This is a genomic window from Streptomyces sp. NPDC091271, from assembly GCF_044757505.1.
Taxonomy (GTDB): Bacteria; Actinomycetota; Actinomycetes; order Streptomycetales; family Streptomycetaceae; genus Streptomyces.
Map to the genome: position 1 here is coordinate 586,684 of NZ_JBIVVD010000001.1, position 23,604 is coordinate 610,287.

The 23,604-nt window shown below is 70.2% G+C and carries 25 protein-coding genes; 13 read left to right on the plus strand and 12 right to left on the minus strand.

Features of this window, described 5'->3' with window-relative positions; genetic code table 11:
- Nucleotides 1-160: 160 nt before the first annotated feature.
- Nucleotides 161-1,093 (plus strand): YihY/virulence factor BrkB family protein, encoded by a 933-nt coding sequence (locus ACIQM3_RS02915; protein ID WP_401617887.1) that lies wholly within the window; start codon nt 161-163, stop codon nt 1,091-1,093.
- On the opposite strand, the gene ACIQM3_RS02920 is transcribed toward ACIQM3_RS02915, so the two are convergent.
- On the minus strand, nt 1,041-2,288 hold the full coding sequence (locus tag ACIQM3_RS02920) for a D-alanyl-D-alanine carboxypeptidase family protein (RefSeq protein WP_401617890.1): 1,248 nt from the start codon (nt 2,286-2,288) through the stop codon (nt 1,041-1,043). The genes ACIQM3_RS02915 and ACIQM3_RS02920 overlap by 53 nt on opposite strands.
- A gap of 121 nt (nt 2,289-2,409) precedes the next feature.
- Between ACIQM3_RS02920 and ACIQM3_RS02925 the strand changes: the two genes are divergently transcribed.
- The 3 genes from ACIQM3_RS02925 to ACIQM3_RS02935 all read left to right on the plus strand — a co-directional run bounded on the left by ACIQM3_RS02925 (nt 2,410) and on the right by ACIQM3_RS02935 (nt 5,734).
- The gene (locus ACIQM3_RS02925; protein ID WP_401617893.1) at nt 2,410-2,655 is read left to right on the plus strand and encodes an SCO4848 family membrane protein; all 246 of its coding nucleotides are present in this window, start codon (nt 2,410-2,412) and stop codon (nt 2,653-2,655) included.
- 63 nt (nt 2,656-2,718) lie between these two features.
- On the plus strand, nt 2,719-4,047 hold the full coding sequence (locus tag ACIQM3_RS02930) for a metallophosphoesterase (RefSeq protein ID WP_401619954.1): 1,329 nt from the start codon (nt 2,719-2,721) through the stop codon (nt 4,045-4,047).
- Nucleotides 4,048-4,180: 133 nt separating this feature from the next.
- Nucleotides 4,181-5,734, plus strand: coding sequence for an ABC transporter substrate-binding protein (locus ACIQM3_RS02935; protein ID WP_401617896.1), 1,554 nt, complete (start codon nt 4,181-4,183; stop codon nt 5,732-5,734).
- Here ACIQM3_RS02935 and ACIQM3_RS02940 read toward each other — a convergent pair.
- The 9 genes from ACIQM3_RS02940 to ACIQM3_RS02980 all read right to left on the minus strand — a co-directional run bounded on the left by ACIQM3_RS02940 (nt 5,721) and on the right by ACIQM3_RS02980 (nt 12,598).
- On the minus strand, nt 5,721-6,488 hold the full coding sequence (locus ACIQM3_RS02940) for a TetR/AcrR family transcriptional regulator (RefSeq protein WP_401617898.1): 768 nt from the start codon (nt 6,486-6,488) through the stop codon (nt 5,721-5,723). The two genes, ACIQM3_RS02935 and ACIQM3_RS02940, sit on opposite strands and share 14 nt — an antisense overlap.
- A gap of 10 nt (nt 6,489-6,498) precedes the next feature.
- Entirely contained in the window at nt 6,499-6,951 is a 453-nt protein-coding gene (locus tag ACIQM3_RS02945) for a thiol-disulfide oxidoreductase DCC family protein (RefSeq protein WP_401617901.1), read from the minus strand.
- A gap of 7 nt (nt 6,952-6,958) precedes the next feature.
- Nucleotides 6,959-7,393, minus strand: a complete 435-nt coding sequence (locus tag ACIQM3_RS02950) for a hypothetical protein (RefSeq protein ID WP_401617904.1) — start codon at nt 7,391-7,393, stop codon at nt 6,959-6,961.
- A gap of 293 nt (nt 7,394-7,686) precedes the next feature.
- Nucleotides 7,687-8,277, minus strand: a complete 591-nt coding sequence (locus ACIQM3_RS02955; RefSeq protein ID WP_401617907.1) for a hypothetical protein — start codon at nt 8,275-8,277, stop codon at nt 7,687-7,689.
- 176 nt (nt 8,278-8,453) lie between these two features.
- Nucleotides 8,454-9,221 carry a succinate dehydrogenase iron-sulfur subunit gene (locus tag ACIQM3_RS02960; protein ID WP_362888331.1) on the minus strand — a complete coding sequence of 256 codons (768 nt, stop codon included), beginning with the start codon at nt 9,219-9,221 and terminating at the stop codon, nt 8,454-8,456.
- Nucleotides 9,221-10,975: a succinate dehydrogenase flavoprotein subunit gene (sdhA, locus tag ACIQM3_RS02965; RefSeq protein ID WP_356712795.1), complete on the minus strand. Its 1,755-nt coding sequence runs from the start codon at nt 10,973-10,975 to the stop codon at nt 9,221-9,223. Before sdhA ends, ACIQM3_RS02960 begins: the two co-directional genes overlap by 1 nt.
- 30 nt (nt 10,976-11,005) lie before the next feature.
- Entirely contained in the window at nt 11,006-11,485 is a 480-nt protein-coding gene (locus tag ACIQM3_RS02970) for a succinate dehydrogenase hydrophobic membrane anchor subunit (protein ID WP_401617911.1), read from the minus strand.
- 5 nt (nt 11,486-11,490) lie between these two features.
- The gene (gene sdhC / locus ACIQM3_RS02975; RefSeq protein WP_104788456.1) at nt 11,491-11,871 is read right to left on the minus strand and encodes a succinate dehydrogenase, cytochrome b556 subunit; all 381 of its coding nucleotides are present in this window, start codon (nt 11,869-11,871) and stop codon (nt 11,491-11,493) included.
- Nucleotides 11,872-12,037: 166 nt separating this feature from the next.
- Nucleotides 12,038-12,598, minus strand: coding sequence for a 2-oxo-4-hydroxy-4-carboxy-5-ureidoimidazoline decarboxylase (locus tag ACIQM3_RS02980; protein WP_401619957.1), 561 nt, complete (start codon nt 12,596-12,598; stop codon nt 12,038-12,040).
- 372 nt (nt 12,599-12,970) lie between these two features.
- Here ACIQM3_RS02980 and ACIQM3_RS02985 point away from each other — a divergent pair, with 372 nt between their 5' ends.
- The 6 genes from ACIQM3_RS02985 to ACIQM3_RS03010 all read left to right on the plus strand — a co-directional run bounded on the left by ACIQM3_RS02985 (nt 12,971) and on the right by ACIQM3_RS03010 (nt 18,813).
- A complete protein-coding gene (locus ACIQM3_RS02985; protein WP_401617914.1) occupies nt 12,971-14,551 on the plus strand; it encodes a glycoside hydrolase family 20 protein in 1,581 nt (526 codons plus the stop codon).
- Nucleotides 14,552-14,743: 192 nt separating this feature from the next.
- The gene (locus ACIQM3_RS02990) at nt 14,744-15,469 is read left to right on the plus strand and encodes a DUF4328 domain-containing protein (protein ID WP_401617917.1); all 726 of its coding nucleotides are present in this window, start codon (nt 14,744-14,746) and stop codon (nt 15,467-15,469) included.
- Between the two features lie 71 nt (nt 15,470-15,540).
- Nucleotides 15,541-16,047, plus strand: coding sequence for a hypothetical protein (locus ACIQM3_RS02995; protein WP_401617920.1), 507 nt, complete (start codon nt 15,541-15,543; stop codon nt 16,045-16,047).
- 125 nt (nt 16,048-16,172) lie between these two features.
- Entirely contained in the window at nt 16,173-16,766 is a 594-nt protein-coding gene (locus ACIQM3_RS03000) for a hypothetical protein (RefSeq protein ID WP_401617923.1), read from the plus strand.
- Between the two features lie 266 nt (nt 16,767-17,032).
- A complete protein-coding gene (locus ACIQM3_RS03005; RefSeq protein ID WP_401617926.1) occupies nt 17,033-17,716 on the plus strand; it encodes an RNA polymerase sigma factor in 684 nt (227 codons plus the stop codon).
- Complete coding sequence (locus tag ACIQM3_RS03010) at nt 17,716-18,813, plus strand: hypothetical protein (RefSeq protein WP_401617929.1); 1,098 nt, start codon at nt 17,716-17,718, stop codon at nt 18,811-18,813. The genes ACIQM3_RS03005 and ACIQM3_RS03010 overlap by 1 nt, the downstream gene beginning before the upstream one ends.
- Nucleotides 18,814-18,990: 177 nt before the next feature.
- Here the strand turns inward: ACIQM3_RS03010 and ACIQM3_RS03015 are convergent, their stop codons facing one another.
- Nucleotides 18,991-19,884: a L,D-transpeptidase family protein gene (locus tag ACIQM3_RS03015; protein ID WP_401617932.1), complete on the minus strand. Its 894-nt coding sequence runs from the start codon at nt 19,882-19,884 to the stop codon at nt 18,991-18,993.
- Between the two features lie 252 nt (nt 19,885-20,136).
- Here ACIQM3_RS03015 and ACIQM3_RS03020 point away from each other — a divergent pair, with 252 nt between their 5' ends.
- From ACIQM3_RS03020 to leuE, 3 genes are all read left to right on the plus strand, one after another.
- Entirely contained in the window at nt 20,137-21,717 is a 1,581-nt protein-coding gene (locus ACIQM3_RS03020) for a methylmalonyl-CoA mutase (RefSeq protein WP_401617935.1), read from the plus strand.
- A gap of 83 nt (nt 21,718-21,800) precedes the next feature.
- Entirely contained in the window at nt 21,801-22,406 is a 606-nt protein-coding gene (locus ACIQM3_RS03025) for a Uma2 family endonuclease (RefSeq protein ID WP_401617937.1), read from the plus strand.
- 58 nt (nt 22,407-22,464) lie between these two features.
- The gene (gene leuE / locus ACIQM3_RS03030; RefSeq protein ID WP_401617939.1) at nt 22,465-23,124 is read left to right on the plus strand and encodes a leucine efflux protein LeuE; all 660 of its coding nucleotides are present in this window, start codon (nt 22,465-22,467) and stop codon (nt 23,122-23,124) included.
- Between the two features lie 10 nt (nt 23,125-23,134).
- Here leuE and ACIQM3_RS03035 read toward each other — a convergent pair whose 3' ends face one another.
- Nucleotides 23,135-23,593 carry a MarR family winged helix-turn-helix transcriptional regulator gene (locus tag ACIQM3_RS03035; RefSeq protein WP_401617942.1) on the minus strand — a complete coding sequence of 153 codons (459 nt, stop codon included), beginning with the start codon at nt 23,591-23,593 and terminating at the stop codon, nt 23,135-23,137.
- Nucleotides 23,594-23,604: the final 11 nt, after the last annotated feature.

The following is a 23,604-nucleotide window of genomic DNA, read 5'->3' on the forward strand; positions in this document are numbered from 1 at the left end:
GGGGTAACTCCTAGCGGGGTGACGACGGACGTGATCGTGACCGTATCGCCCAAGAAAACCCGTTTGAGGGATTTGTTACAGCGCTCACCGAAATGGGTGATTGGTGATCTGGGCGGCCCGGGGCGCCGGTTTTCCGTGCCCGGGAGGGTACGCGTAGTGCATGGACTGGCTGAGAAAACTCCCCGTCATCGGGCCGTTCATCGCGCGGCTGATGGAGACGCACGCCTGGCGCTCCTACGAGACGCTGGAACGGGTCCACTGGGCCAGGCTCGCCGCGGCGATCACCTTCCTCAGCTTCCTGGCGCTCTTCCCGCTGATCGCCGTCGGTGCCGCCGTCGGCGCCGCGCTGCTCTCCCCCCAGCAGCTCGACAAGATCGAGGACAAGCTCGCCGAGCAGGTGCCCGGCATCTCCGACCAGCTCGGCATCGACAACCTCGTGGCCCATGCGGGCACGGTCGGGGTCGTCGCCGGTGTGCTGCTGCTCTTCACCGGCATCGGCTGGGTCGGCTCGATGCGGGACTGCCTGCGCGCCGTGTGGGAGAAGGACGACGTGGACGAGGGGAACCCGGTCGTCCGCAAGCTCAAGGACGCCGGTCTGCTGCTCGGTCTCGGTGGAGCGGCCCTGGCGACCCTCGCGGTCTCCACCGTCGCGTCCACGGCCATCGGCTGGACCGCCGACCGCCTGGGCATCCCCGAGGACGGCGTGGGCGGGGTGCTGCTCCAGGCGGCCGCCGTGGTCGTGGCCGTCCTCGCCGACTTCCTGATCCTGCTCTACCTGCTGACCCTGCTGCCCGGGGTGGAGCCGCCGCGCCGGCGGCTGATCGTGGCGGGGCTGGTCGGCGCGGTCGGCTTCGAACTCCTCAAGCTGCTGCTCGGCAGCTACATGAGGGATGTCGCCTCGAAGAGCATGTACGGCGCCTTCGGCGTGCCGATCGCCCTCCTCCTGTGGATCAACTTCAGTGCGAAGCTGCTGCTGGTCTGTGCCGCCTGGACGGCGACGCCGAGCAAGGACGGCACGGCGGAGGGGGAGGGCGCGGAGGTCAGCGACGGGGGAGGCGACGCACCAGGTCGGGCAGCGGCCAGCGCCGGTTGACCAGGAACACCGCGGCCGCCAGGGCCACCAGGACTCCGCCGGCGACCGACAGTGCGGTCCAGACCCCGTTGGAGCCGGCGGCGGCCGCGTGGGCCGTCGTGGACGGCTGCTTCTCCTTCGCGGCGCCCTTGCCCGTGCCCGCGGGTTCCGAGCCCTTCGAGACCACGGCGGACTTCGGCGGCACCAGCTCGCCGACCGGGGTCACCTTGCCGTCGGCGGAGAAGCCCCAGTCGAGCAGCCCGGCGGCCTCCTTGTAGACGGCGTGGCTCTCCTCGGACGACGGGTTCATCACCGTCACCAGCAGCACCTTCCCGTCGCGCTCGGCGATCCCTGTGAAGGTGTTGCCCGCGTGGGTGGTGTAGCCGTTCTTGACACCCGCGATGCCCTTGTACGGCTCCACCCCGATGTCACCGGTGATCAGCCGGTTGGTGTTCTGGATCTCGAAGCTCTCCCGCTTCTTGCCCTTCTTCTGCCCGCCGGGGAACTCCGCCGTCGCCGTCGCGGCGTACTCGCGGAAGTCCGCCTTCTGCATGCCGCTCCGGGCGAACAGCGTCAGGTCGTACGCACTGGAGACCTGGTGCGGGGCGTCGTATCCGTCGGGCGAGACGACCGTGGTGTCCAGGGCCTGGAGCTCCTCGGCGTGCCGCTGCATCGCGGCGACCGTCGCCGGCACGCCGCCGTACATCTCGGAGAGCACGTGCACCGCGTCGTTGCCGGAGCGCAGGAAGACGCCGAGCCACAGGTCGTGGACCGTGTAGGACTGGTCCTCCTTGACGCCCACCAGGCTGCTTCCCTCACCGATGCCGGCGAGTTCGTCCTCGGTCACCAGATGGGTGAGGGACTTCGGCTGCAGGGCGGGCAGGACCGTGTCGGCGAAGAGCATCTTCAGGGTGGAGGCGGGCGGCAGCCGCCAGTGCGAATTGTGCGACGCGAGCACCTCCCCGCTCTCCGCGTCCGCGACGATCCACGAGCGTGCGGTGAGGCCCTTCGGCAGGACCGGGGCGCCTGGGCCCAGATCGACCTGGGTGCCCACCTCGCCCAGCCGCTTGCCGCCCACGGTCGACATCGGACCGGTCGGCTTCGGCTGTTTGTCGTCGGTCTTGTCCTTGTCGGCCGCCCCGGCGGGACTGACGACACATACGGACAGCAACGCGGCAGAGAGGACCGTCATTACGGTCTTTTTCAGAGCAGGCACGGTCGGAAACGTACATGGCGTTGCTGAGGATCGGGACCCGGATGGCCTGACCCGCCGCGCATACCGCCGGGACAGCCCACCCCGGGCGATCGGACGGGAGCGCGGCGGCGATACTGATTCCATGAAGCTCAGCCGCCCCGTCTCCTGGTTCCTGCTCGTCTTCGGAGGGTGGAGCTGGGTCATCTGGGTCACCTTTGTCAAGAATCTCTGGAAGGACGGCAGCGGGCTCGCGTTCGACGACGCGGGCGATCCGACCGCGTACTTCTGGGTCCATCTCCTGCTCGCCATCACCTCGTTTCTTCTGGGGACGGCTGTGGGGGTCATCGGGTTCCGTGGCGTCAGGGCTTTGCGTCGCGAAGGCAGATGACGGCCCGGGCGTGGGCCGCCGCCGTCAGTACAGGATCGTTTCAGCGGGGGAGCGTACGTGGTTGTGGTCTTCGTACTGGTGGCGGTCGCGGTTCTCGCGCTGCTCGCGGCCGTACACCGGTATGTGTGGCGCCGGCTGATCGGTGACACGACGGCGAAGGGCAGCCTCGCGCGCCGCGCGGGCACCGTCGCGGCCTTCGTGCTGCCGCTGCTGAGCGTCGGGGCCCTGGTCTCCAGCCGCGCCGGGGTCCCCTTCCCGGTGCAGCAGGTGCTCGCCTGGCCGGGCTACCTCTGGCTGGCCGCACTGCTCTATCTGACGCTGGCCCTGCTGGTGGGCGAGGCCGTCCGGCCCCTGCTGCGCCGGCTGCTCGCCCGCCGGGCCGCGACGGCCGGCGACGGGACCACGGACCAGGCCACCGTGACCGCCGACCGGCCCGCGGACCAGGCCGCCGCTCCGGCCTCCGAGAGCCCTCACCAGGCGTCCGCCACCGCGCCCGGCTCGGGCGGCGGCAGCACCCGTACGGACCTCGCGCCGCGCGCCGAGACCCCCGCCCCGTCCGTCGCCGACCCCTCGCGCAGGCTCTTCGTCGCCCGCGCCGTCGGCGGAGCGGCCGCCGTCGCCGGGCTCGGCACCGTCGGCCACGGCACCTACGGGGTGCTGCGCGGCCCCCGCACCAAGCGGATCACCGTCCCCCTCGCCGGGCTCCCGCGGAGCGCTCACGGCTTCCGCATCGCCGTGGTCAGCGACATCCACCTCGGCCCCATCCTGGGCCGCGCCCACACCCGGCGGATCGTCGACGCGATCAACGCCACCGGCTCCGACCTGGTCGCCGTCGTCGGAGACCTCGTCGACGGATCCGTCGCCGATCTCGGTCCCGCGGCCGAGCCGCTCGCCGGGCTCGAAGCCCGCCACGGCAGCTACTTCGTGACCGGCAACCACGAGTACTTCTCCGGCGCCGCCGAATGGGTCGACCACGTACGCGAGCTGGGTCTGCACCCGCTGGAGAACGCCCGCGTCGAGATCGCCGGCTTCGACCTCGCCGGAGTCAACGACGTGGCGGGCGAGAGCGAGGGCCAGGGCCCCGACTTCGCCCGCGCGCTCGGCGACCGTGACCGCAGCCGGGCCTCCGTCCTCCTCGCGCACCAGCCCGTCGTCATCGACGAGGCCGTCGAGTACGGCGTCGGACTCCAGCTCTCCGGCCACACGCACGGGGGCCAGCTCTGGCCGGGGAACCTCCTGGCGGAGCTCGCCAACCCCACCGTCGCCGGATACGAACGCTACGGCGACACGCAGTTGTACGTCTCGCGAGGTGCGGGCGCCTGGGGCCCGCCCGTGCGCGTCGGCGCCCCCTCCGACATCACCGTGGTGGAACTCGCTTCCCCGCAGGCCTGAGCCCCAAACCTGTGAGTGCCCCTCCTGGCCTTCCATATGTGAATATCGTGTGATTGGGTAAGGCGATCATGCGGCGATGATGTGCCTCTCTGTGCACGCGAGCCGGGGTGGGGTCGGCAAGGGAGCACGGCACATGCGGTTCATCCGTCTACGGATTCTCGCGATTCTGGCGGTACTGGTCATCGCAGGCGTCGGCGCCTGGCAGCTGCTTCCCTCGGACGAGGTGAACGCGTCGCCGATCACGGTCGGAACGTCCGACGAGGTCACCTCGCTCGACCCGGCCGGTGCGTACGACGCCGGCTCCTGGGCGATCTACAGCAACCTCTACCAGTCCCTGATGACCTTCAGGTCCGGGGCGGTCGTGCCGGAACCGGACGCCGCCGAGAGCTGTGACTTCGTCGGCCAGAAGCTCCAGACGTACCAGTGCAGGCTGCGGGACGACCTGACCTTCTCCAACGGCCGCAAGATCACGGCCGAGGACGTCAAGTACTCCTTCGAGCGCATGCTGAGGATCAAGGCGGACGCCGGGCCCTCGGTGCTGTTCCCCAGCCTCGACACCATCGTGACCGAGGGCCGCACGATCACCTTCAACCTCTCGGCCAGGGACGCGACGTTCCCGCAGAAGCTGGCCACGGGCGCCGGGTCCATCGTCGACCCCACCCGGTACCCGAAGGACAAGCTCCGCACGGGCGGCCAGGTCGACGGTTCGGGCCCGTACACCCTGAAGTCGTTCGAGTCCGGCGTCCAGGCCGAGCTGGTGCCCAACCCGGCGTACAAGGGCGCGCTGAAGAAGACGGGTGTCGCGGTCGACATCCGCTACTTCGAGGGGTCCGAGGCGCTCCAGGCGGCCTGGACGGCCGGGGACGTCGATGTCACGCACCGCCAGCTCCCCTCCGAGCAGCTCGCCGAGCTCGACCCGGCCGCCGATGACCAGCGCGTCACCGAGGCGGACAGCGCCGAGATCCGCAACCTCGTCTTCAACGTCCGGGACGGCGCGCCCCTCGCGGACAAGAAGGTCCGCCAGGCCATCGCCTGGATCGTCGACCGCGGGCCGCTGGTCACCAAGGCCTACCGGAGCACCGTCGAACCGCTGTACTCGCTGATCCCCCAGGGCTACATCGGGCACAGCACCCCCTTCTTCGACTCCTACCCGGAGTCGGACCCGGAGCGGGCCAGGAAGCTGATGGAGGAGGCCGGTGTGGATCTGCCGGTGCACATCACCTTCGCCCACCGCGACGACGACGCCAACAAGGCGGAGTCCGCCGAGCTGGTACGCCAGCTGGAGAAGGACGGGCTCTTCGAGGTCAAGGAGAAGGCCGTCGAGTGGCAGGCCTTCCAGAAGGGCTACGCGGCGGGTGAGTACGACGCGTACACCCTGGGATGGCTCCCCGACTACCCGGACCCCGACACCTTCAGCCAGCCCCTGGTCGGCAGCGAGAACTCCCTCCACAACGGCTACAGCAGCGAGAAGATGGACGCCCTGATCGCGGCCACCCAGCAGTACAGCGACCGCGGCCGGACGTCGGACGACTTCAAGGAGATGCAGAAGCTGGTCGGCGAGGACGTGCCGCTGGTCCCGCTGTGGCAGAAGAAGGACTACGTCGTCAGCAAGCAGTCCGTGTCCGGGTCCCAGTACCTCTCCGACGGCACCGGGATCTGGCGGCTGTGGGAACTCAGCTGGATCTGACGTCCTGGGCGCCGCGCGCCCCGGGCATGAACTCAACCAGGACCTCGTGGACCTGCCGCACGAGCGGCCGCAGCACCCGGAAGCGGGAGAGCGCGATCGCCCGGGCCGCGATCGGCGCGGTGCGCTCGACGAGCCGGCGGCTGCGGCCGGTGCCCTCGGACCGGTCGTAGACCCAGAACAGCACCAGGCCCATCTGCATGAGCCACATCAACTGCGGCAGTATCCCGCCCAGTTCCGCGTCGTACTTGGTGCTGGACCCGGTCAGGCACCGCTCGTGCACGGAGATCACCGCCTCGCGGGCGCCCACGGACTCCTCCGAGAAGGGGGAGAGCGGGCTCTCCGGGTCGGCGGCGTTCTTGAAGAACTGCGCGGCGAAGCGGTGGTACGGCTCGGCCACGTCCAGCCAGCGGAGCAGTACGCCCCGGATGCGCAGGGCGAGATCCGTCTCGTCGGCCAGGACCGGCCGGACCGCCGCCTCGTGATCGGCGGCGATCCGGTCGTAGAAGCCCTGGACCAGGTGTTCCTTGGAGGAGAAGTAGTAGTAGGCGTTCCCCACGGAGACGCCGGCCTCCTGGGCGATGGCCCGCATCGTCGTCCGGTCGTACCCCCGCTCCTCGAAGAGCCGGAGCGCGGTCTCCAGGATCAGGGTGCGGGTCTGCTCGCTCTTCGGCGCTTTGGCCGCCTTGCCCGCCGGGTCTGCTCCGGTCGGCTTCGCTGCGTTCGCGTCAGCCACGTTCTTCTCGTCCTTCACCACGGCCCCAAGGCTATCCGGGAGATCCACCCGCCGGACCCGGCGGGCGGCAGCCACTCACGGCGGAGCCGCACCGCTCCGCCGTGACGGACCGGTACTTCGCAGCGGCGAGCACCGTCGCACGGGCGAGCGGACGCCCCAGGGGAGTGGTCAGCCAGTGGGCCGCGGGCCGGTGCTCGGCCAGGGCCCAGAGGCAGACGATCCAGGCGTCGGTACCCCGGTAGACCTGCCCCAGGTCCCCGACCACCGTGATCTCCTCGAGCGTTCCCGCGTGGTCGAGCCCGGGGAAGCGGCGCCGCGCCTCCCCGGAACCGGCCGGGACGAGATCGAGCGGGACGAGTTGGCGCTGCCGCAGCAGCCAGTCCCGCAGATGGGTGCAGAGCGGGCACCGGGCGTCGTAGAGCACTGTGAGCCGGGTGACCGGAGGGTGCGGGTCCGGGGTCGGTGTGACCGGGGCGTGCGCCACGGCCCGGTCACCTCCCGGGGGCGGGTGCGGCCCAGGGGCCCTGGGGCCCCGGGCCTGCCCAGCCCTGCGGCGGCACGGGCGGGGTCTGCTCGCGCTCCATCAGGCCGCGGCGGCGGATCTTGTTGAGTACGTAGACGTTGCCCAGGTGCATCACTCCCAGCACCAGCAGGACGACGCCGACCTTCACCGAGAGGGCCTCGAAGAGCTGCCGGGCGTCGGCGACCCCGTCGGCGTTCTTCAGATAGAGCGTGACGAAGCCCAGGTTGACCAGGTAGAAGCCGACCACCAGCAGGTGGTTCACGGCGTCCGCAAGCTTCTCGTTGCCCTGGAGCACGTCGGCGAGGAAGACCTTGCCGTTGCGGCTGAGAGTGCGGGCGACCCAGATGGTGAGCGCCACGCTGATGAGCAGGTAGATGACGTACGCGAGCACAGTGAGGTCCATGCCCCACCCTCCCTTGAACGCGTTCAAAATGCTGATGCCATAACAGTAGGCCTGTTTTTGAACATGTTCAAGCAGCGCTCGAGCGGCTGCCGGAACGCTGGAGGGAGGGAAAGCGGGAAGGGACGCGCGGCGGCCGGACGCGGGGCGGCGGTGACACGCGCCCGCCCGGGCCCGGCCGGAGGCCTGTTGCGGCTCGACGCCGTCCGAGGCGGTCCCGGACCGCGCCCCCGAGGCGCACATGACGGCCTTTCAGCAGCCGGTCGCCCTGGGGGCCTGCGGGGCCGTGACGGGTCTCAGGCGCTCATCGAACGCGCCGTGTTGACCTGCGACATGACCCACTGGAAGGTCTCGGGGCCCGTCGCCGGGATCATCGTCTGGTGGTGCCGGCCGCCGCTGGTGACCGTGATCTGCACGAAGCCGGTCGTGCGCTTCTCCTTCATCAGGAGGAACAGCAGACCGATGAGGCAGAACAGTGCGAAGACGATCGCGAGCACGATGCCCACGGTCGGGATCTTCTCCTCCGTGCGCGACATGTCGGTCGCCGTCCACACCGCGCCCTTGAGCGGCAGGGTGCCGGACGGGGTCACGATGCCGTCGTTCATCACCGTGATGTCACCGAGCGAGAGCACCGGGACTCCCCCGCCGCCCTGCTGCACCGGCAGGTTGAAGCCGGGCTCCGTCGGCTGTCCGGGACCCGGGTAGCCGTAACCGGGACCGGGCTGGGCCGCGGAGTCGGGCAGCGGCTGCGGATAGCCGTACGCCGGAGGGGCGCCCGGCGCCGGATAGCCGTAACCCTGGCCGTCCGGCATCGTGGGCGGGTTGCCCGGCGGCTGGGGCGGGCCCCACTTGTATGAGTCGTCCGCGTACGGATTCGGATCGCTCATTGACGTTCCCCGTTCTCCATCAAGCCATCTGCTCCCGTGCTGTGCCGCCCCGGGAGGAGCGAGCCGTTCAGTGGCTCCGCATGACCGTACCGCCCCTGCCCGCGCGATGCACCAAAGAGGCCCCGCTCCGCGCACGGTCGGTGCGCGGAGCGGGGCCTCCCGAGGCAACGCGTGGGTCAGAAGCGGCGGGTGATCAGCGCGCGCTTCACTTCCTGGATCGCCTTGGTGACCTCGATGCCACGCGGGCAGGCGTCCGTGCAGTTGAACGTCGTGCGGCAACGCCACACACCGTCACGGTCGTTGAGGATCTCCAGGCGCTGCTCCCCGGCCTCGTCACGCGAGTCGAAGATGAAGCGGTGCGCGTTGACGATCGCCGCCGGGCCGAAGTACTGGCCGTCGTTCCAGAACACCGGGCACGAGGACGTGCACGCGGCGCACAGGATGCACTTGGTGGTGTCGTCGAAGCGCGCGCGGTCCTCGGGGGACTGCAGGCGCTCGCGGGTCGGCTCGTTCCCCTTGGTGACGAGGAAGGGCATGACATCGCGGTAGGCCTGGAAGAACGGGTCCATGTCGACCACGAGGTCCTTGAGGACCGTGAGGCCCTTGATGGCCTCGACCGTGATCGGCTTCTCCGGGTTGATGTCCTTGATCAGCGTCTTGCAGGCGAGCCTGTTCTTGCCGTTGATCCGCATCGCGTCGGAGCCGCAGATGCCGTGCGCGCAGGAGCGCCGGAACGTCAGCGTGCCGTCCTGCTCCCACTTGATCTTGTGAAGGGCGTCGAGCACACGCTCCTTCGGGTCGATCGAGATCTGGAAGTCCTGCCACTGGGCCTCGTCCGAGACCTCGGGGTTGAAGCGGCGGATCCGGAACGTGGCCGTGATGTACGGGGTGTCGGCGAAGCCCGCCTCGGCCTTGTCGGTCTTGTCCAGGGTCGGGGTAGCCATCAGTACTTACGCTCCATCGGCTGGTAGCGGGTCGTGACGACCGGCTTGTAGTCGAGCCGGATCGACTCGGTGCCGTCGTCCGCGACCTCGCGGTACGCCATGGTGTGGCGCATGAAGTTGACGTCGTCGCGGTTCGGGAAGTCCTCGCGGTAGTGACCGCCGCGGGACTCCTTGCGGGCCAGCGCGGAGGTCGCCATGACCTCGGCCAGGTCGAGCAGGTTGCCCAGCTCGATGGCCTCCAGCAGGTCGGTGTTGAACCGCTTGCCCTTGTCCTGGATGGACACGTTGAGGTAGCGCGCCCGCAGCTCGGCGATCTTGTCGACCGCGGTCTTGATGGTCTGCTCGGTGCGGAACACCATCACGTTGGCGTCCATGCACTCCTGCAGCTCCGTGCGGAGCGCGTGGACACGCTCGGTGCCCGTCGAGTTGCGCAGCCGCTCGACCTGCTCCTGGACCAGCTGGGCCGGGTTCTCGGGAAGCTCGACGAAGTCGTTCTTCGCGGAGTACTCGGCGGCGGCGATGCCCGAGCGGCGTCCGAAGACGTTGATGTCGAGCAGCGAGTTGGTGCCGAGGCGGTTGGCGCCGTGCACAGAGACACAGGCGACCTCGCCGGCGGCGTACAGGCCCGGGACGACGGTGGTGTTGTCGGCCAGCACCTCACCCTCGACGTTGGTCGGGATGCCGCCCATGGCGTAGTGCGCGGTCGGCTGGATCGGGATCGGGTCCGTGTAGGGCTCGATACCGAGGTACGTGCGCGCGAACTCGGTGATGTCCGGGAGCTTCGCGTCCAGCTGCTCCGGGGGGAGGTGCGTGAGGTCGAGGTAGACGTGGTCGCCCTCGGGACCGCAGCCGCGGCCCTCACGGATCTCCGTGTAGATGGAGCGGGACACGACGTCACGGGACGCGAGGTCCTTCATGACCGGCGCGTACTTCTCCATGAAGCGCTCGCCGTCCTTGTTGCGGAGGATGCCGCCCTCACCACGGGCGCCCTCCGTCAGCAGGATGCCCATGCGCCAGATGCCCGTCGGGTGGAACTGGAAGAACTCCATGTCCTCCAGCGGCAGACCCCGGCGGTAGCAGGCGGCCTGGCCGTCACCGGTCAGGGTGTGCGCGTTCGACGTCACCTTGAAGAACTTGCCGGTGCCGCCCGAGGCGTAGATGACCGACTTCGCCTGGAAGACGTGGATCTCGCCCGTGGCCAGCTCGTAGGCGACGACGCCGGCGGACTTCTTGACGCCGTCCACCTCGACGACCAGCTGGTCAAGGACGTAGAACTCGTTGAAGAACTCCACGCCCTCCTTGACGCAGTTCTGGTACAGCGTCTGGAGGATCATGTGGCCGGTGCGGTCGCCGGAGTAGCAGGCGCGACGGACCGGGGCCTCACCGTGGTTGCGGGAGTGACCGCCGAAGCGGCGCTGGTCGATCTTGCCCTCGGGCGTACGGCCGAACGGCAGGCCCATCTTCTCCAGGTCGAGGACGGCGTCGATGGCCTCCTTCGCGAGGATCTCGGCGGCGTCCTGGTCGACCAGGTAGTCGCCGCCCTTGATCGTGTCGAAGGTGTGCCACTCCCAGTTGTCCTCCTCCACGTTGGCCAGCGCGGCGGCCATGCCGCCCTGCGCGGCGCCCGTGTGGGAGCGGGTGGGGTAGAGCTTCGTCAGCACGGCGGTGCGGCTGCGCTTGGTCGACTCGATGGCCGCGCGCATGCCGGCGCCGCCGGCGCCGACGATGACGGTGTCGTACTTGTGGATCTGCATGGTTTTCCTCTGGTCCCTCTGTCCCGGCGCCTAGCGGATGTTCGGGTCGAAGGTGAAGATCACCAGCGTGCCCAGCAGGACGGTGAACACCGTGGCGGTGTACAGGAGCATCTTCAGCCAGAAGCGGGTGTTGTCCCGTTCGGCGTAGTCGTTGATGACCGTACGGAGGCCGTTGGCGCCGTGCAGCATGGCGAGCCACAGCATCGCCAGGTCCCAGACCTGCCAGAACGGCGAGGCCCAGCGGCCCGCGACGAAGGCGAAGCCGATCTTGGACACGCCGCCGTCGAGCACCAGCTGGATCAGCAGGTGGCCGATGACGAGGACGACCAGCACAATGCCCGACAGGCGCATGAAGAGCCAGGCGTACATCTCGAAGTTCGTGCGCGAACCCTTGGGGGTCTTGCCCGTGCGCTGGCGCGGGGGCTCGATCACCGGGGCCGGGTTGTCGACGCCGTACGGGCTTACGCCCTCGACGTCCCCGATCGCGGAAGAAGGTGTCTCGGTGGACATCGGCCTCAGCTCCCGAAGACTTCACGTACGGCGTGACCGAGGACGGGGTACAGGGCCCCGACCATCAGCACGATCCAGATACCCAGGACGGTCCAGAGCATCTGCTTCTGATAGCGCGCGCCCTTGGACCAGAAGTCCACGGCGACGATGCGGAGACCGTTCAGCGCGTGGAACAGGATCGCGGCCACCAGGCCGTACTCGAGCAGCGCGACGAGCGGGGTCTTGTAGGTGGCCACGACGTCGTCGTACGCCTCGGGGGAGACACGCACGAGAGCGGTGTCCAGGACGTGTACGAACAGGAAGAAGAAAATGAGGACACCGGTGACTCGATGAGCCACCCAGGACCACATGCCTTCCCGGCCGCGGTACAGCGTTCCAGCCGGCACGGAAGAACCCTCCGGGAGCGGGGATTGGGGCCGGCCGGCTTGACTGTCGGTCTGACCCGGCCGGGTACGGTCCACCGGCCCTGGCCATCGTAGCGACGCTTTGTCGGTTCCATTGCGGCGGGGCCTGCGGTGTGATCAAAGCGGCAGCCAAACAGGCACGGACGGGCTACCGCGGGTCATATGCCACCGGGGGGAACGGGTCGGGCACCAGGCCCGCCTCCGTCAGCAGCTCGATGATGCGGCCCCGGGCGAGTCGTCGCATCTCCTCCGCGGTCAGGGAGCGCTCCTCGTCCGGTTCGTGCGCCAGCCGGGTGCGGATGGCGGCCAGCACCTGGTCGACGTGGTGGGAGGGGCGCAGGCCGTCGAGGCAGATCACGAAGGCGTGGCCGAACCGGCTCTCGTACGCCGCGTACGCGGCGCGCAGCGCCAGGTGGGCGGCGCGGGGCGCGTCGTGGTGCAGGCAGGGGGCGCTCTCCGCGGCGAGCGCCTCGGCCAGATCGGCGGGCCCGAGGTCGTATCCCGCCTCGTCCGAGGCGGCGAGCAGCGTCTCCGGGTCCGGATAGGGGCGGTGGGCGGCCAGCCGCTGCGACCAGCGGTGGCTCCCGCAGCACTCCAGCAGGGCGGCCTCGGCCAGGTCCCGGGGCCAGGCGTTGAAGCGGCCGAGGCCACTCGAGTGGGCACTGGGGCGCCGACTCACGGACACTGGTTCCGGAACGGGGGCCTCCACCGGGGCCTCGCGAAGGGCCGGGGCAGGGCCCTGGTTCTGGAAGGGAACGGCCGTCGGCCCGGCCTGCTGCGGTGGTTTCGGCAGGCCGGCGTGGGACTCGCTGGACCTGGACAGCGGGACTCCTCGAATGAATGACATCTGTGACCCTGGAGAGGGGCCGGAGAGCGACGAGGTTGCGCGGAGGGTGGGAGTGAGGACTGGACCTGGGTGCTGCCACGCTATCGAGGGCGGGCGACGCGCAGCCGAATGATGCGAGAAATTCACCCGGACGGGAGAGTTTCGGAACGCTTGATGGACGAATCAGCGGGGGAAATGCCCGACTTTCTCATCTTCTTTGAACTGTTTCTCCCCCGATCCGGAGGTTTCTGACTGATGTCGCCTTCACGCGCACCCCTGGTGGCCGGCGCCGCCGTCGCGGTGGCAGCCGCCGTCACCCTCACCGTCGTCGTCTGGCCCGAGGACTCCGGCCCCGGAGCGGGGAACGGCGCGTCGGCCTCGTCCCGCACGTCGGCATCCCCGTCACCCACCCGGAGCTACCCGCTCTCCACGACGCCGCGGACGATACCCGCGGTCCGGGAGCACACCGCCGCGCGCGGGCCGGGCTGGAAACCGGCCAAGGACAGCACGGTCGTCGCGGCCGACCCCGAGCTGGCCGACGAGGCGAAACTGCTCGCCCAGGAGCTGAGGATCGGCTACCGGGGCGAGAAGTCCGCCCGCTCCGGCGATGTGGAGCTGGCGCTCGGGGGCAAGGGAGGCCAGGAGTCCTACACCCTGAGGACCGAGGACAACAGGGTCACGATCAGCGGTCCGGGCCAGGCGGGCGTCTTCTACGGGACCCGCACCCTCAAGCAGTCGCTGAGTGCCGACGACACCGTGCCCGAGGGCGTGGTGCGTGACATGCCCGACCGCCCGCAGCGCGGGCTCAACCTCGACATCGCGCGCAAGCACTACGACGCGGACTGGATCGAGGACCGGCTGCGCGAGATGGCCGACCTCAAGCTCAACCAGCTCGGTCTCCACTTCTCCGACGACCAGGCCTTCCGGATCGAGTCCGACTCACACCCCGAGGTCGTCTCCGAGGAGCACCTCACCAAGGCGGAGGTCCGCCGGATCGTGAAGCTCGCGCAGAGCCTCCACATCACGATCGTCGCCGAGATCGACTCGCCCGGACACCTGGGCGCGGTCCTGGAGGCCCACCCCGACCTTCAGCTGCGGAACACGCAGGGAGTCGTGCGGGAGGGCGCCATCGACATCTCGAAGCCCGAGTCGGCACGGATCGTCGACGACCTGCTCAAGGAGTACGCGGAGCTCTTCCCCGGCGACTGGTTCCACGTGGGCGCCGACGAGTACCAGGCGCTCACCGTGAGCGATCCGGCCGCCTCCTACCCGCAGCTGGCCGCCGCCGCACGGGAGAAGTACGGCGACGGCGCCACCGTCCAGGACCTGGCGGAGGGCTGGCTGAACGACCGCGCCGCGGTCGTCACCAAGGCGAAGAAGATCCCCAAGGCGTGGAACGACGGCTTCTTCAGCGGCGGGTCGGTCACCGGCGACAAGGGCATCGAGGTCGAGTACTGGACGGGCAAGGAGATCGGTGCCCGGCCGCCCCAGGACTACCTCGCCGAGGGCCGCAAGGTGATCAACCTCAACGACGAGTACCTCTACTACGTGCTCGGCGAGCCCAACGACTTCACGTACCCGACGGGTGAGCGGATCTACGAGCAGTGGACGCCGCTCGTCCTGCGCGGAACCGAGCCGGTGGCCGAGCGCTATTCGAAGCAGATCCTGGGCGGCCGGTTCGCGGTCTGGGGCGATTTCCCGAACGCGCAGACGCAGGCGCAGGTGGCGGAGGGGATCCGGATGCCGCTCAACGCGGTCTCCCAGAAGCTGTGGGACCCGCGGGAGCCGAAGCTGAGCTGGGCGCAGTTCGAGCAGCTCGCCGACGAGACCAGCTGATCCGTGGCCGCGTAGTCTCCGGGTTCCATGTGCCGCGCGCCCTGGGGAGGGGCGCGCGGCTCGTGCGTCACCGACGAAGCCGGGGGGCTCCTCTTCATGATGTGCACCAAGTGCGGACTGAGAGCAATCGCGTCCACGGTGGGCCGTTGCGCCCGCTGCGCGGCCATGTATCCCTCATTGCCGGACGGACTGATGGCCGCGGCTCCGGCCCCGTCCGCGGAAGCGTTCCATCGGCTCCGCTCGCCTGTCGGGCTCGCCAAGGCCGCCGTCGCCCTGCTCGGCGCCGTCATCGCGACCGATGTGTTCGCGATGGCCGCGGGGCTGAACCTCCGGGACGAGTACGCGGGCATCGGCGACACGGCGCTGTACGACGCGGGGACGGCCGGCCGTGCCGAGGTCCTCTACGGGGCGGCCGGCACCCTGCAGGCGTACGCGCTGCTGGCCACCGCAATCGTCTTCATCCTCTGGTTCCGCCGGGTGCGGCTCAACGCCGAGGTGTTCGACGCGGGTCTGCAGCACCTGCGGCCGGGCTGGGCGATCGGCGCATGGTTCGTCCCGGTCGCCAACTTCTGGCTGCCGCGCAGGGTCGCGGGCGGCATCTGGACCGCGAGCGCGCAGAACGACCCCGACGACAGTTGGCGGACCGTCTCCATGGCGCCACTGAACCTCTGGTGGGGTGTCTGGGTCTTCTCGATGCTCTACAGGCAGTACGCGGGCAGGCAGTACGAGCAGGCGCCGTCGGCGCCGGAGATCGCCGACGCGGTCGGCCTGGTCCTGGTGGGCGACGTGCTCGACATCGCCGCGGCCGTCCTCGCGATCCTCTTCGTACGGAAGCTGACCCGGATGCAGGGCGAGCGCGCGGCCCTCGGCGCGACCCCGCTGTCCGCCCCCTCTCCGGCCGGCCCGGCGCCCGTCTGAGTTGACCCGTTTTCGCGCTTCCCCGTGGTCCCGGGCGGGAAGAATGGTCCGGACCGCGGGGGGAGCACGACGTGGGTTTCTGGGGCTTGTATCTGGTGGGCCGCAGCGGGGAGCCGCTCATCGGCCACCCCGCGCTGCGCGACGCGCGCGAACGGCTCACGCTGCGGGAGTACCGCGCGGACGGCTGGCAGGTCTGGTCCCACCCCACCGAGCCCTCGCTCGGCAGCATGACCGCACTCGCCGACGCCGCACGGGCGCCGGTCCTCCTCGGTTTCGTCATGGACGGCGTCTGCGTGGCCGTCGAGGCCGCGGCGCCGCACAGCGGGTCCTGGTACGCCTGCCTCGGCAGGGCGCCGATGGCCGCGCACATCGACCGGGACGGCCTGACGCTGGAGGACCTTTTCCTGCCACCCGAGGACGCCGCGGCGCGGGCCGTCGCATGGGCGGCCGAATCCGGCCAGGGCGTCCTCGAAGGCCCTCTGCTCGAACTGCTGCGCATCGAGCGGCCCCAGTGGTCCGCGGAGGAACTTTTCTTCACTTTCCTGGATCGTCTGGGCATCGAGAGCCTGTCCGACTGAGTCCCGCTGTGATCTCCCGTGTCGGAAGAGTGACGCTTTTCGGCCATCTAGCGCTGTACGCGGTAACGGGAAGCGGAGTGCTCCCCGACGACCGAGTGACCGGTGAACCGATGGGGGAGGCGTCGATGAGTCTGCTGGAGCTGATCGCTCGTGCCGACGAGCGGGGTCTGGCGGCGAGCGCGGTCGCCTGTCTGGACCGCTGTCTTCCGCCGCCTGAGGACGGGGACGACCCGGAGCCGCTGCGCCCGCTCTGGACGGGCTGCGGGAGCGGCGCGGAATGGGCCGCCCGGCTCGACACCGCACACGCGGCGCTGGAGGGCGCAGCGGGCCGGGACGCCACGGCGGCCCGCGTCCGGGCGCTGCTCGCCGCCGCACCCCGGGACTTCGCCGCGGGGCCGCTGCGCGCGTGGGCGGACGCCTGCTCGCTCCTCGCGCTGGACATCCACGGGGAGTCGGACTTCCCGGCCGGTGACGGCGCGCGGACGGCCGAGGCCTGCCGGGCCGACGGCGCCATGGGCGGTGGCCCTCTCGTCACGGGAGAACTCCGCCGACAGGTCGCGATCCTGGAGGGCCTCGCCGGGACCGCCGGAACACCGGGCGGCGCGCCGGGCCTGCGCCGGGCCCTGGATCTGTCGACCGAGGGCCGGCGGGTGCTGCGCGCGGTGATGTCCCGCCGCGCTCGCGGCCGTGGCGGGCCCGGCGGCGTGACCCTGACGTGACGTCATGAGGGGAGGGGACGACGACCGGGGCCGCCACCCCCCACAGGAGAGGCCCCGGTCGTCTTCCACGGGGCCGCAGAGCGACCCCGTACTCATCTCAGCGCCATGGGTGCGTTTTCTGTCACACCGCACTGAGTCAGGAGACAGTTGCAGGTTGTACAAGTCATGGACGGGGTACCGTCCGACCACGTAGCGTGCTGAGTCGCGCAGCGTGGCGCAGTAGTGGTGACCAGCTACGATTCGGATCAGCAGGGCGGGTTGAGGGAGTGCTGGGGGACGACGCGGAGCTGACCGCCGCGGTGCTCGCGGCACAGGACGGGGACGAGGACGCCTTCCGGACTGTGTACCGCGCCGTGCACCCACGGCTGCTCGGCTACATACGGACGCTGGTCGGTGAACCGGACGCCGAGGACGTGGCGTCCGAGTCCTGGCTGCAGATAGCGCGTGACCTCGACCGCTTCAGCGGGGACGCCGACCGGTTCCGCGGCTGGGCGGCCCGGATAGCGCGCAACCGCTCGCTCGACCACATACGGATGCGGGGCAGGCGCCCCGCGATCGGCGGCGACGAGAGTGAACTTGCCGGTGAGCCCGCCGAGTCCGACACGGCGGGCGAGGCGCTGGAGTCGCTGGCCACCGGGCGCACCATGTCCCTCATCGCCCAGCTGCCCCAGGACCAGGCCGAGGCGGTCGTGCTCCGTGTGGTGATCGGTCTCGACGCGAAGAGCGCGGCTCGGACGCTGGGCAAGCGTCCCGGCGCGGTGCGCACCGCCGCCCACCGAGGACTGAAACGGCTGGCGGAGCTGGTCGGCGCCGGCAACGGCCCGGAGGAAGAAATTCCGGCGGCGGGAGCGGAGCTCGGCGCCGTACCCGCACAACGCCCCGGCCGCCAGGGCGTGGTGGCGCCCGCCGGTGTGACGCATTCGCGTCCGTGGACGCAGAAGGACATGTGATGGCCGACGAGCAGCACGAGTGGCTTGACGCGGACGCGGCGGAGATGTTGCTCCGTGGCGAGTCCGTCGAGCCCGTCGACGATCACGCGAGAACCGAGGCCCGCCGGGTGGAGGCGGCGCTGCGCGCGCTGCGTGCCCCCGGCCCGGCCGATGAGGAACTGCCCGGTGAGGCCGCGGTGCTGGCCGCCTTCCGTGAGGCGTCCCGGGGCGGGAAGCGGGCCGGAGCGGCGAGCCCCACCGGAATGGCGAGGCAGCCGGACGCCCTGCACACCGTACGGATCGGGGCGGCGCCCACGGCGCCGGTCCGCCGCCCGCGATGGACCCGCCCGCTGCGCTACGGCCTCGCCGTCTCGCTCGCCGGATGCGCGCTCGGCGGAGTGGCGGTCGCCGGTGGTACGGGCATGCTTCCCGCACCGTTCGGCGGCAAGGACTCGCCGGTTCCGGCCGCGTCCGTCTCGGCGTCCGCGTCGGCCGAGGAGCTGGGCGCCGAGGTGCCCGACGCCGGTGAACCGCCTTCGCCGCTGCCCTCCGGAACGCCCGGTGCGCCCAGCTCTCCGGCGCCCACGGACGTGCCGGACGGCGGGGTGCCCGGAGGCGATCCGGGCACCGGGCAGGACGACGGCGGTGCGACGGAGCGCGAGGAGACCGACCGGGACAGCGGAACCGGCGGTCCCCAGGGCAACACGACCGCTCCCGAGGCACCCGGAAGGTCCCCGGCCGAGGTGTTCAAGAAGTCGGTCAAGGCCTGCCGCGCCTACCGCGAGAACACCCTGAGCCAGGAGGAGAGGTCCCGGCTCCTCGAACTGGCCGACGGCGAACGCAACCTGGACCGCTTCTGCGACCGCCTCCTCGGCTCGGGCGGCCGTGACGGCGGGAGCGGTGAGGACGGCCAGGACGACGACGGGAACAACGGCAAGGGGGGCGACGGCAAGGACGGCGAGAACTCCCTGCCCGCGATCACCTTCCGTACGCCGTCCGGGGGGACCACGCCGTCCGGGGAGACCACGCAGGACGACGCGCCGCAGGACGGCCCTGAGCGGCCGGCGGCGGGACCCGCCGCGAGCTCCTCGTCCGCGCTCCTGTCGGCAACGCGCTGACCTGCGAGAACGACTCGGCAGTAACACTCTTCGGCGGTCCGGCGCAGTAGTAAGTGCCGACTGGTCATCGGCCGCGCAACGAGCCGGGGTTCCCCCCGTACCTTCGGCTCAGCGCATCCGGCGCGGGCGGGACACGTTCCCCCGGTCCCGCCCGCGCCCCTAATACGGTTGAACCGTCTACCAATGGACGACGACCTTGTCGCCGTCCCGCACCTGGGCGAAGAGCGACGCGATCTTCCCTTCGTCCCGTACGTTCACGCAGCCGTGCGAGGCGCCGTTGTAACCGCGCGCCGCGAAGTCGGACGAGTAGTGCACCGCCTGGCCGCCGCTGAAGAACATCGCGTACGGCATGGGGGAGTCGTAGAGCGTCGACACGTGGTGGCGGGACTTCCAGTACACCGAGAAGGTGCCTTCACGGGTGGGTGTGTACTGCGAGCCGAACCGCACGTCCATCGTCGAGACGACCCTGCCGTCGATCATCCAGGACAGCGTCCGGCTGTTCTTGCTGATGCACAGGACGCGGCCCTTCATGCAGCGGGCGTCGGGCTTCGCGGCCGCCGGTGTGGCCGGCGGGTCGAGCTCCTTCGCGGTCGGCTGCCGCGTCATCGCGAGCAGCCGCTCCCAGGTCACGGTGTCGGTCCACCCCGTGCGGGACAGGCCCCGCTTGCCCTGGAAGGACTGCACGGACGTGACGGTCACGGTGCCGTAGTACCCGGTGGGGCTGCGGGTGAAGTGGCCGATCTGACGCAGCCGGGCCTGGAGCTCCCGTACGCGCTTGCTCCGGTCGCCGACGGACATCAGGGTGCTGGGCTGCGGAGAGGGGCGCGCGCTCGGTGCCCGGGAGGGGATGGCGGAAGGGCTCGCCCGGTCGCCGCCCGGCTTGGCGTCGTCCGGTGCGGACGAGGACGAGGGGGGTGAGGAGGCCTCCACCGGGAGGGCGGTGGGCTCAGCCGCTCCCACCGTCTCGACCTTGCAGCCCGCCGTCAGCATGGCGAGCGCGAGTACGCCCACGGCTGCCGCGCCCGCCCTGCGCACCCCGCGCGTGAATCTGTCCGTCCGTGTGCGTCTCATCCTCGGCCCCCTGGTTCTCGCCCGTCACCGCGCGGTCGCGCGTGACCTTTCGCGCGGCACGGTTGTCTCATGGGACGGATTCCCGTCCTGCCCGGTTGCCGAATCCTGTCCATGATGGGAGACATGCGTCCAGGCTTTCCCGGTACGGGCTGTGAGGAAGGTCCCAGGAGAGGGGTCCCAAGGCCGGGGCGCCGGGGCTAGAGTCCGTCGCGAGGTCGTTACCGGTAAGTAGCTTGAGCGGGAGGCACAGCAATGACGCGTGAGTCCGAGTCGGGACTGCCCATCGAGCCGGTCTACGGGCCGGAGGCGCTCGACGGCTGGCGGGCCGAGGAGAAGCTCGGCGACCCGGGCGCCTTCCCGTTCACGCGTGGTGTGTACCCGTCGATGTACACGGGCCGGCCGTGGACGATGCGGCAGTACGCGGGCTTCGGCACCGCCACCGAGTCGAACGCCCGCTACAAGCAGCTGATCGCCAACGGCACGACCGGACTCTCCGTCGCGTTCGACCTGCCCACCCAGATGGGACACGACTCGGACGCCCCCATCGCCTCCGGTGAGGTCGGCAAGGTCGGCGTGGCGATCGACTCGCTCGACGACATGCGTGTCCTGTTCGGCGGGATCCCGCTGGACGAGGTCTCCACCTCGATGACCATCAACGCCCCGGCCGCGCTCCTCCTGCTGCTCTACCAACTGGTCGCGGAGGAGCAGGGCGTCCCCGCGGACCGGCTGACGGGCACCATCCAGAACGACGTGCTCAAGGAGTACATCGCCCGGGGCACGTACATCTTCCCGCCGAAGCCCTCGCTGCGGCTGATCGCCGACATCTTCAAGTACTGCCGGGCCGAGATCCCGAGGTGGAACACGATCTCCATCTCCGGCTACCACATGGCGGAGGCCGGCGCCTCACCCGCGCAGGAGATCGCCTTCACCCTCGCGGACGGCATCGAGTACGTCCGCACCGCCGTCTCGGCCGGCATGGACGTGGACGACTTCGCGCCCCGGCTCTCCTTCTTCTTCGTCGCCCGGACGACCATCCTCGAGGAGGTCGCCAAATTCCGGGCCGCGCGCCGGATCTGGGCGAAGGTGATGCGGGAGGAGTTCGGCGCGAAGAACCCCAAGTCCCTGATGCTGCGCTTCCACACCCAGACCGCCGGGGTCCAGCTCACCGCCCAGCAGCCCGAGGTCAACCTGGTCCGGGTCGCCGTGCAGGGGCTGGGCGCGGTCCTGGGCGGCACGCAGTCGCTGCACACCAACTCCTTCGACGAGGCCATCGCCCTGCCGACGGACAAGTCCGCCCGCCTCGCACTGCGCACCCAGCAGGTCCTGGCGTACGAGACGGACGTGACGGCCACCGTCGACCCCTTCGCCGGGTCGTACGTGGTCGAGAAGATGACGGACGACGTCGAAGCGGCGGCGCTGGAGCTGATGCTCAAGGTCGAGGACATGGGTGGCGCGGTCGACGCCATCGAACGCGGCTTCCAGAAGGGCGAGATCGAGCGCAGCGCCTACCGCATCGCCCAGGAGACGGACAGCGGGGAGCGCGTCGTCGTCGGCGTCAACCGCTTCCGCCTCGACGAGGAGGAGCCGTACGAGCCGCTCCGTGTCGACCCGGCCATCGAGGCCCAGCAGGCGGCCCGCCTGGCGAAGCTCCGCGCCGAACGCGACCAGGGGGCGGTGGACGCGGCGCTGTCGGAGCTGAAGAAGGCGGCCGAGGGTACGGACAACGTGCTCTACCCGATGAAGGACGCGCTCAGGGCACGGGCGACCGTGGGCGAGGTCTGCAACGCGCTGCGCGAGGTCTGGGGCGCGTACGTCCCGACGGACGCGTTCTGAGGCCACCCGCGCGGGTGATCTCCCGCCGATCGGCCTCACCCGTGGATGGGCTCGTGAACAGTGGTCTCCGAAAGGAGGATGCCGTGGCTGTGATTCAGCACGAAAAGCTGGTGACGATGCAGTCGGAGCTGACGATCGGCGAGGCGGCCGAACAGGCCGCGCGCTCGCTGCCCGGGCATCGCGTGGAGATTCTCCAGGGGAGGCTCACTGGGACACCACCGGCCGACGTAGCGCATGCGCTGGCACTTTCCTGGCTCGGCGAGGAGTTCGGTGCGAGAGCGCGCGGGGTCGGGCTGAGACTGGTCCAGGCGGTCGGGATCTGGCTGCCCACCGGTCCGGACGACTACGCGATTCCCGATCTGTCGGTCGTAGAGGCAGACATTCGCGACGCCCACGTCATGAAGAACTGTTACGCCCCGCACGTCTTCCGCATGGTTCTGGAAGTCACCTCGACCAACTGGGCGGACGATCTCGGCCCCAAGGTCGAGGACTACGCCCAGGCCGGCATTCCGGTCTATGTGGTGGCCGACCGCAAGCACGACCAGGTGCTGGTCTGCACCGACCCGCGCGGCGGTGAGTACAGGAACCGGACGCCCCACAAGAGGGGCATGTCGTTCACCGTGCCGGACGTGGTCGGGGTGGAGATGGAGCTCTCGGTGGACCGACTGCTGGACGGCGACGAGGGCTGACCGGCCGCATTCTGGACCGTCCTGCCGGGGTGTCGTACCTGCGTGCGACACTCCGTCCATGCTGGGTGTCACCGATCTTCCGACCTATCTCGCCGGCCTTGTGCTGATCATTCTGCTGCCGGGGCCGAACTCGCTCTATGTGCTCTCCGTCGCCGCCAGGCGCGGGGTGCGCACCGGTTATGTGGCCGCCGCCGGGGTGTGGACCGGGGACACGATCCTGATGACGTTGTCCGCGCTGGGCGCCGCCTCACTGCTGCAGACGACGCCCCTGCTCTTCGCGGTCGTCAAGTTCGCCGGCGCGGGTTATCTGACCTGGATGGCGATCGGGATGATGCGGACGGCCGTGTCGATGTGGCGCGAGCGGCACCAGCGCATGGCCGAGCTGACGGTGGAGGACGCGGCGCCCGCGAAGGAGACGGAGCATCCCTACCGGCGGGCGCTCGTGGTCAGCCTGTTCAATCCCAAGCTGATCCTGTTCCTCATCTCCTTCTTCGTGCAGTTCGTCGATCCGGGTTACGCCTATCCGGGGCTCTCCTTCCTGCTGCTGGGCACGCTGCTGCAGATCGGCAGCTTCCTCTACCTCACGGCGCTCATCTTCGGTGGCACCCGCCTGGCCGCCGCCTTCCGCCGCCGTAAGCGGCTGTCGGCGGGGGCCACTTCGGCGGCGGGTGTGCTGTTCCTCGGGTTCGCGGCGAAGCTGTCGTTCAGCAGCGTGTGAGACCGGCGGGTCAGTGGTGCCAGGCCTTGCCGCCCACGTTGTGGATCATTCGCTGGAGGACCTTGAGCGCGGCGACGAACTCCTCGTCGGGGATGCCGGCGTGGATCTCCGCGCTCGCCCTGCCGACCCGTTCGTACGCCTTGGCGCGCAGCGCGTGTCCCTCGGCGGTCAGCCGCAGGCGGGTGGTGGGGTCCTCGGTGACGAGGCCCTGGGCGATGAGGGTGTCGATCTCGGGCTCCAGGGAGTCGCCGACGTTCAGATAGCCGCGGAGCATCGCGACGACCTCGGCGCGCGGGCGGCCGTGTTCATCCGCCTCGGTGAGCTGGTTGAGGACCCACCAGGGGGGCTGGGTCAGTCCGTGTTCGGCCAGGGCGGCCCGGATGTGGGTCACGGTCGCTTCGTGGGCCGCCCAGCTCCAGTAGCCGATGGGCTGCCGTGCCAGTCCCGCGTCGTCATGTGAGTAGTCCATGCCCTGGACCG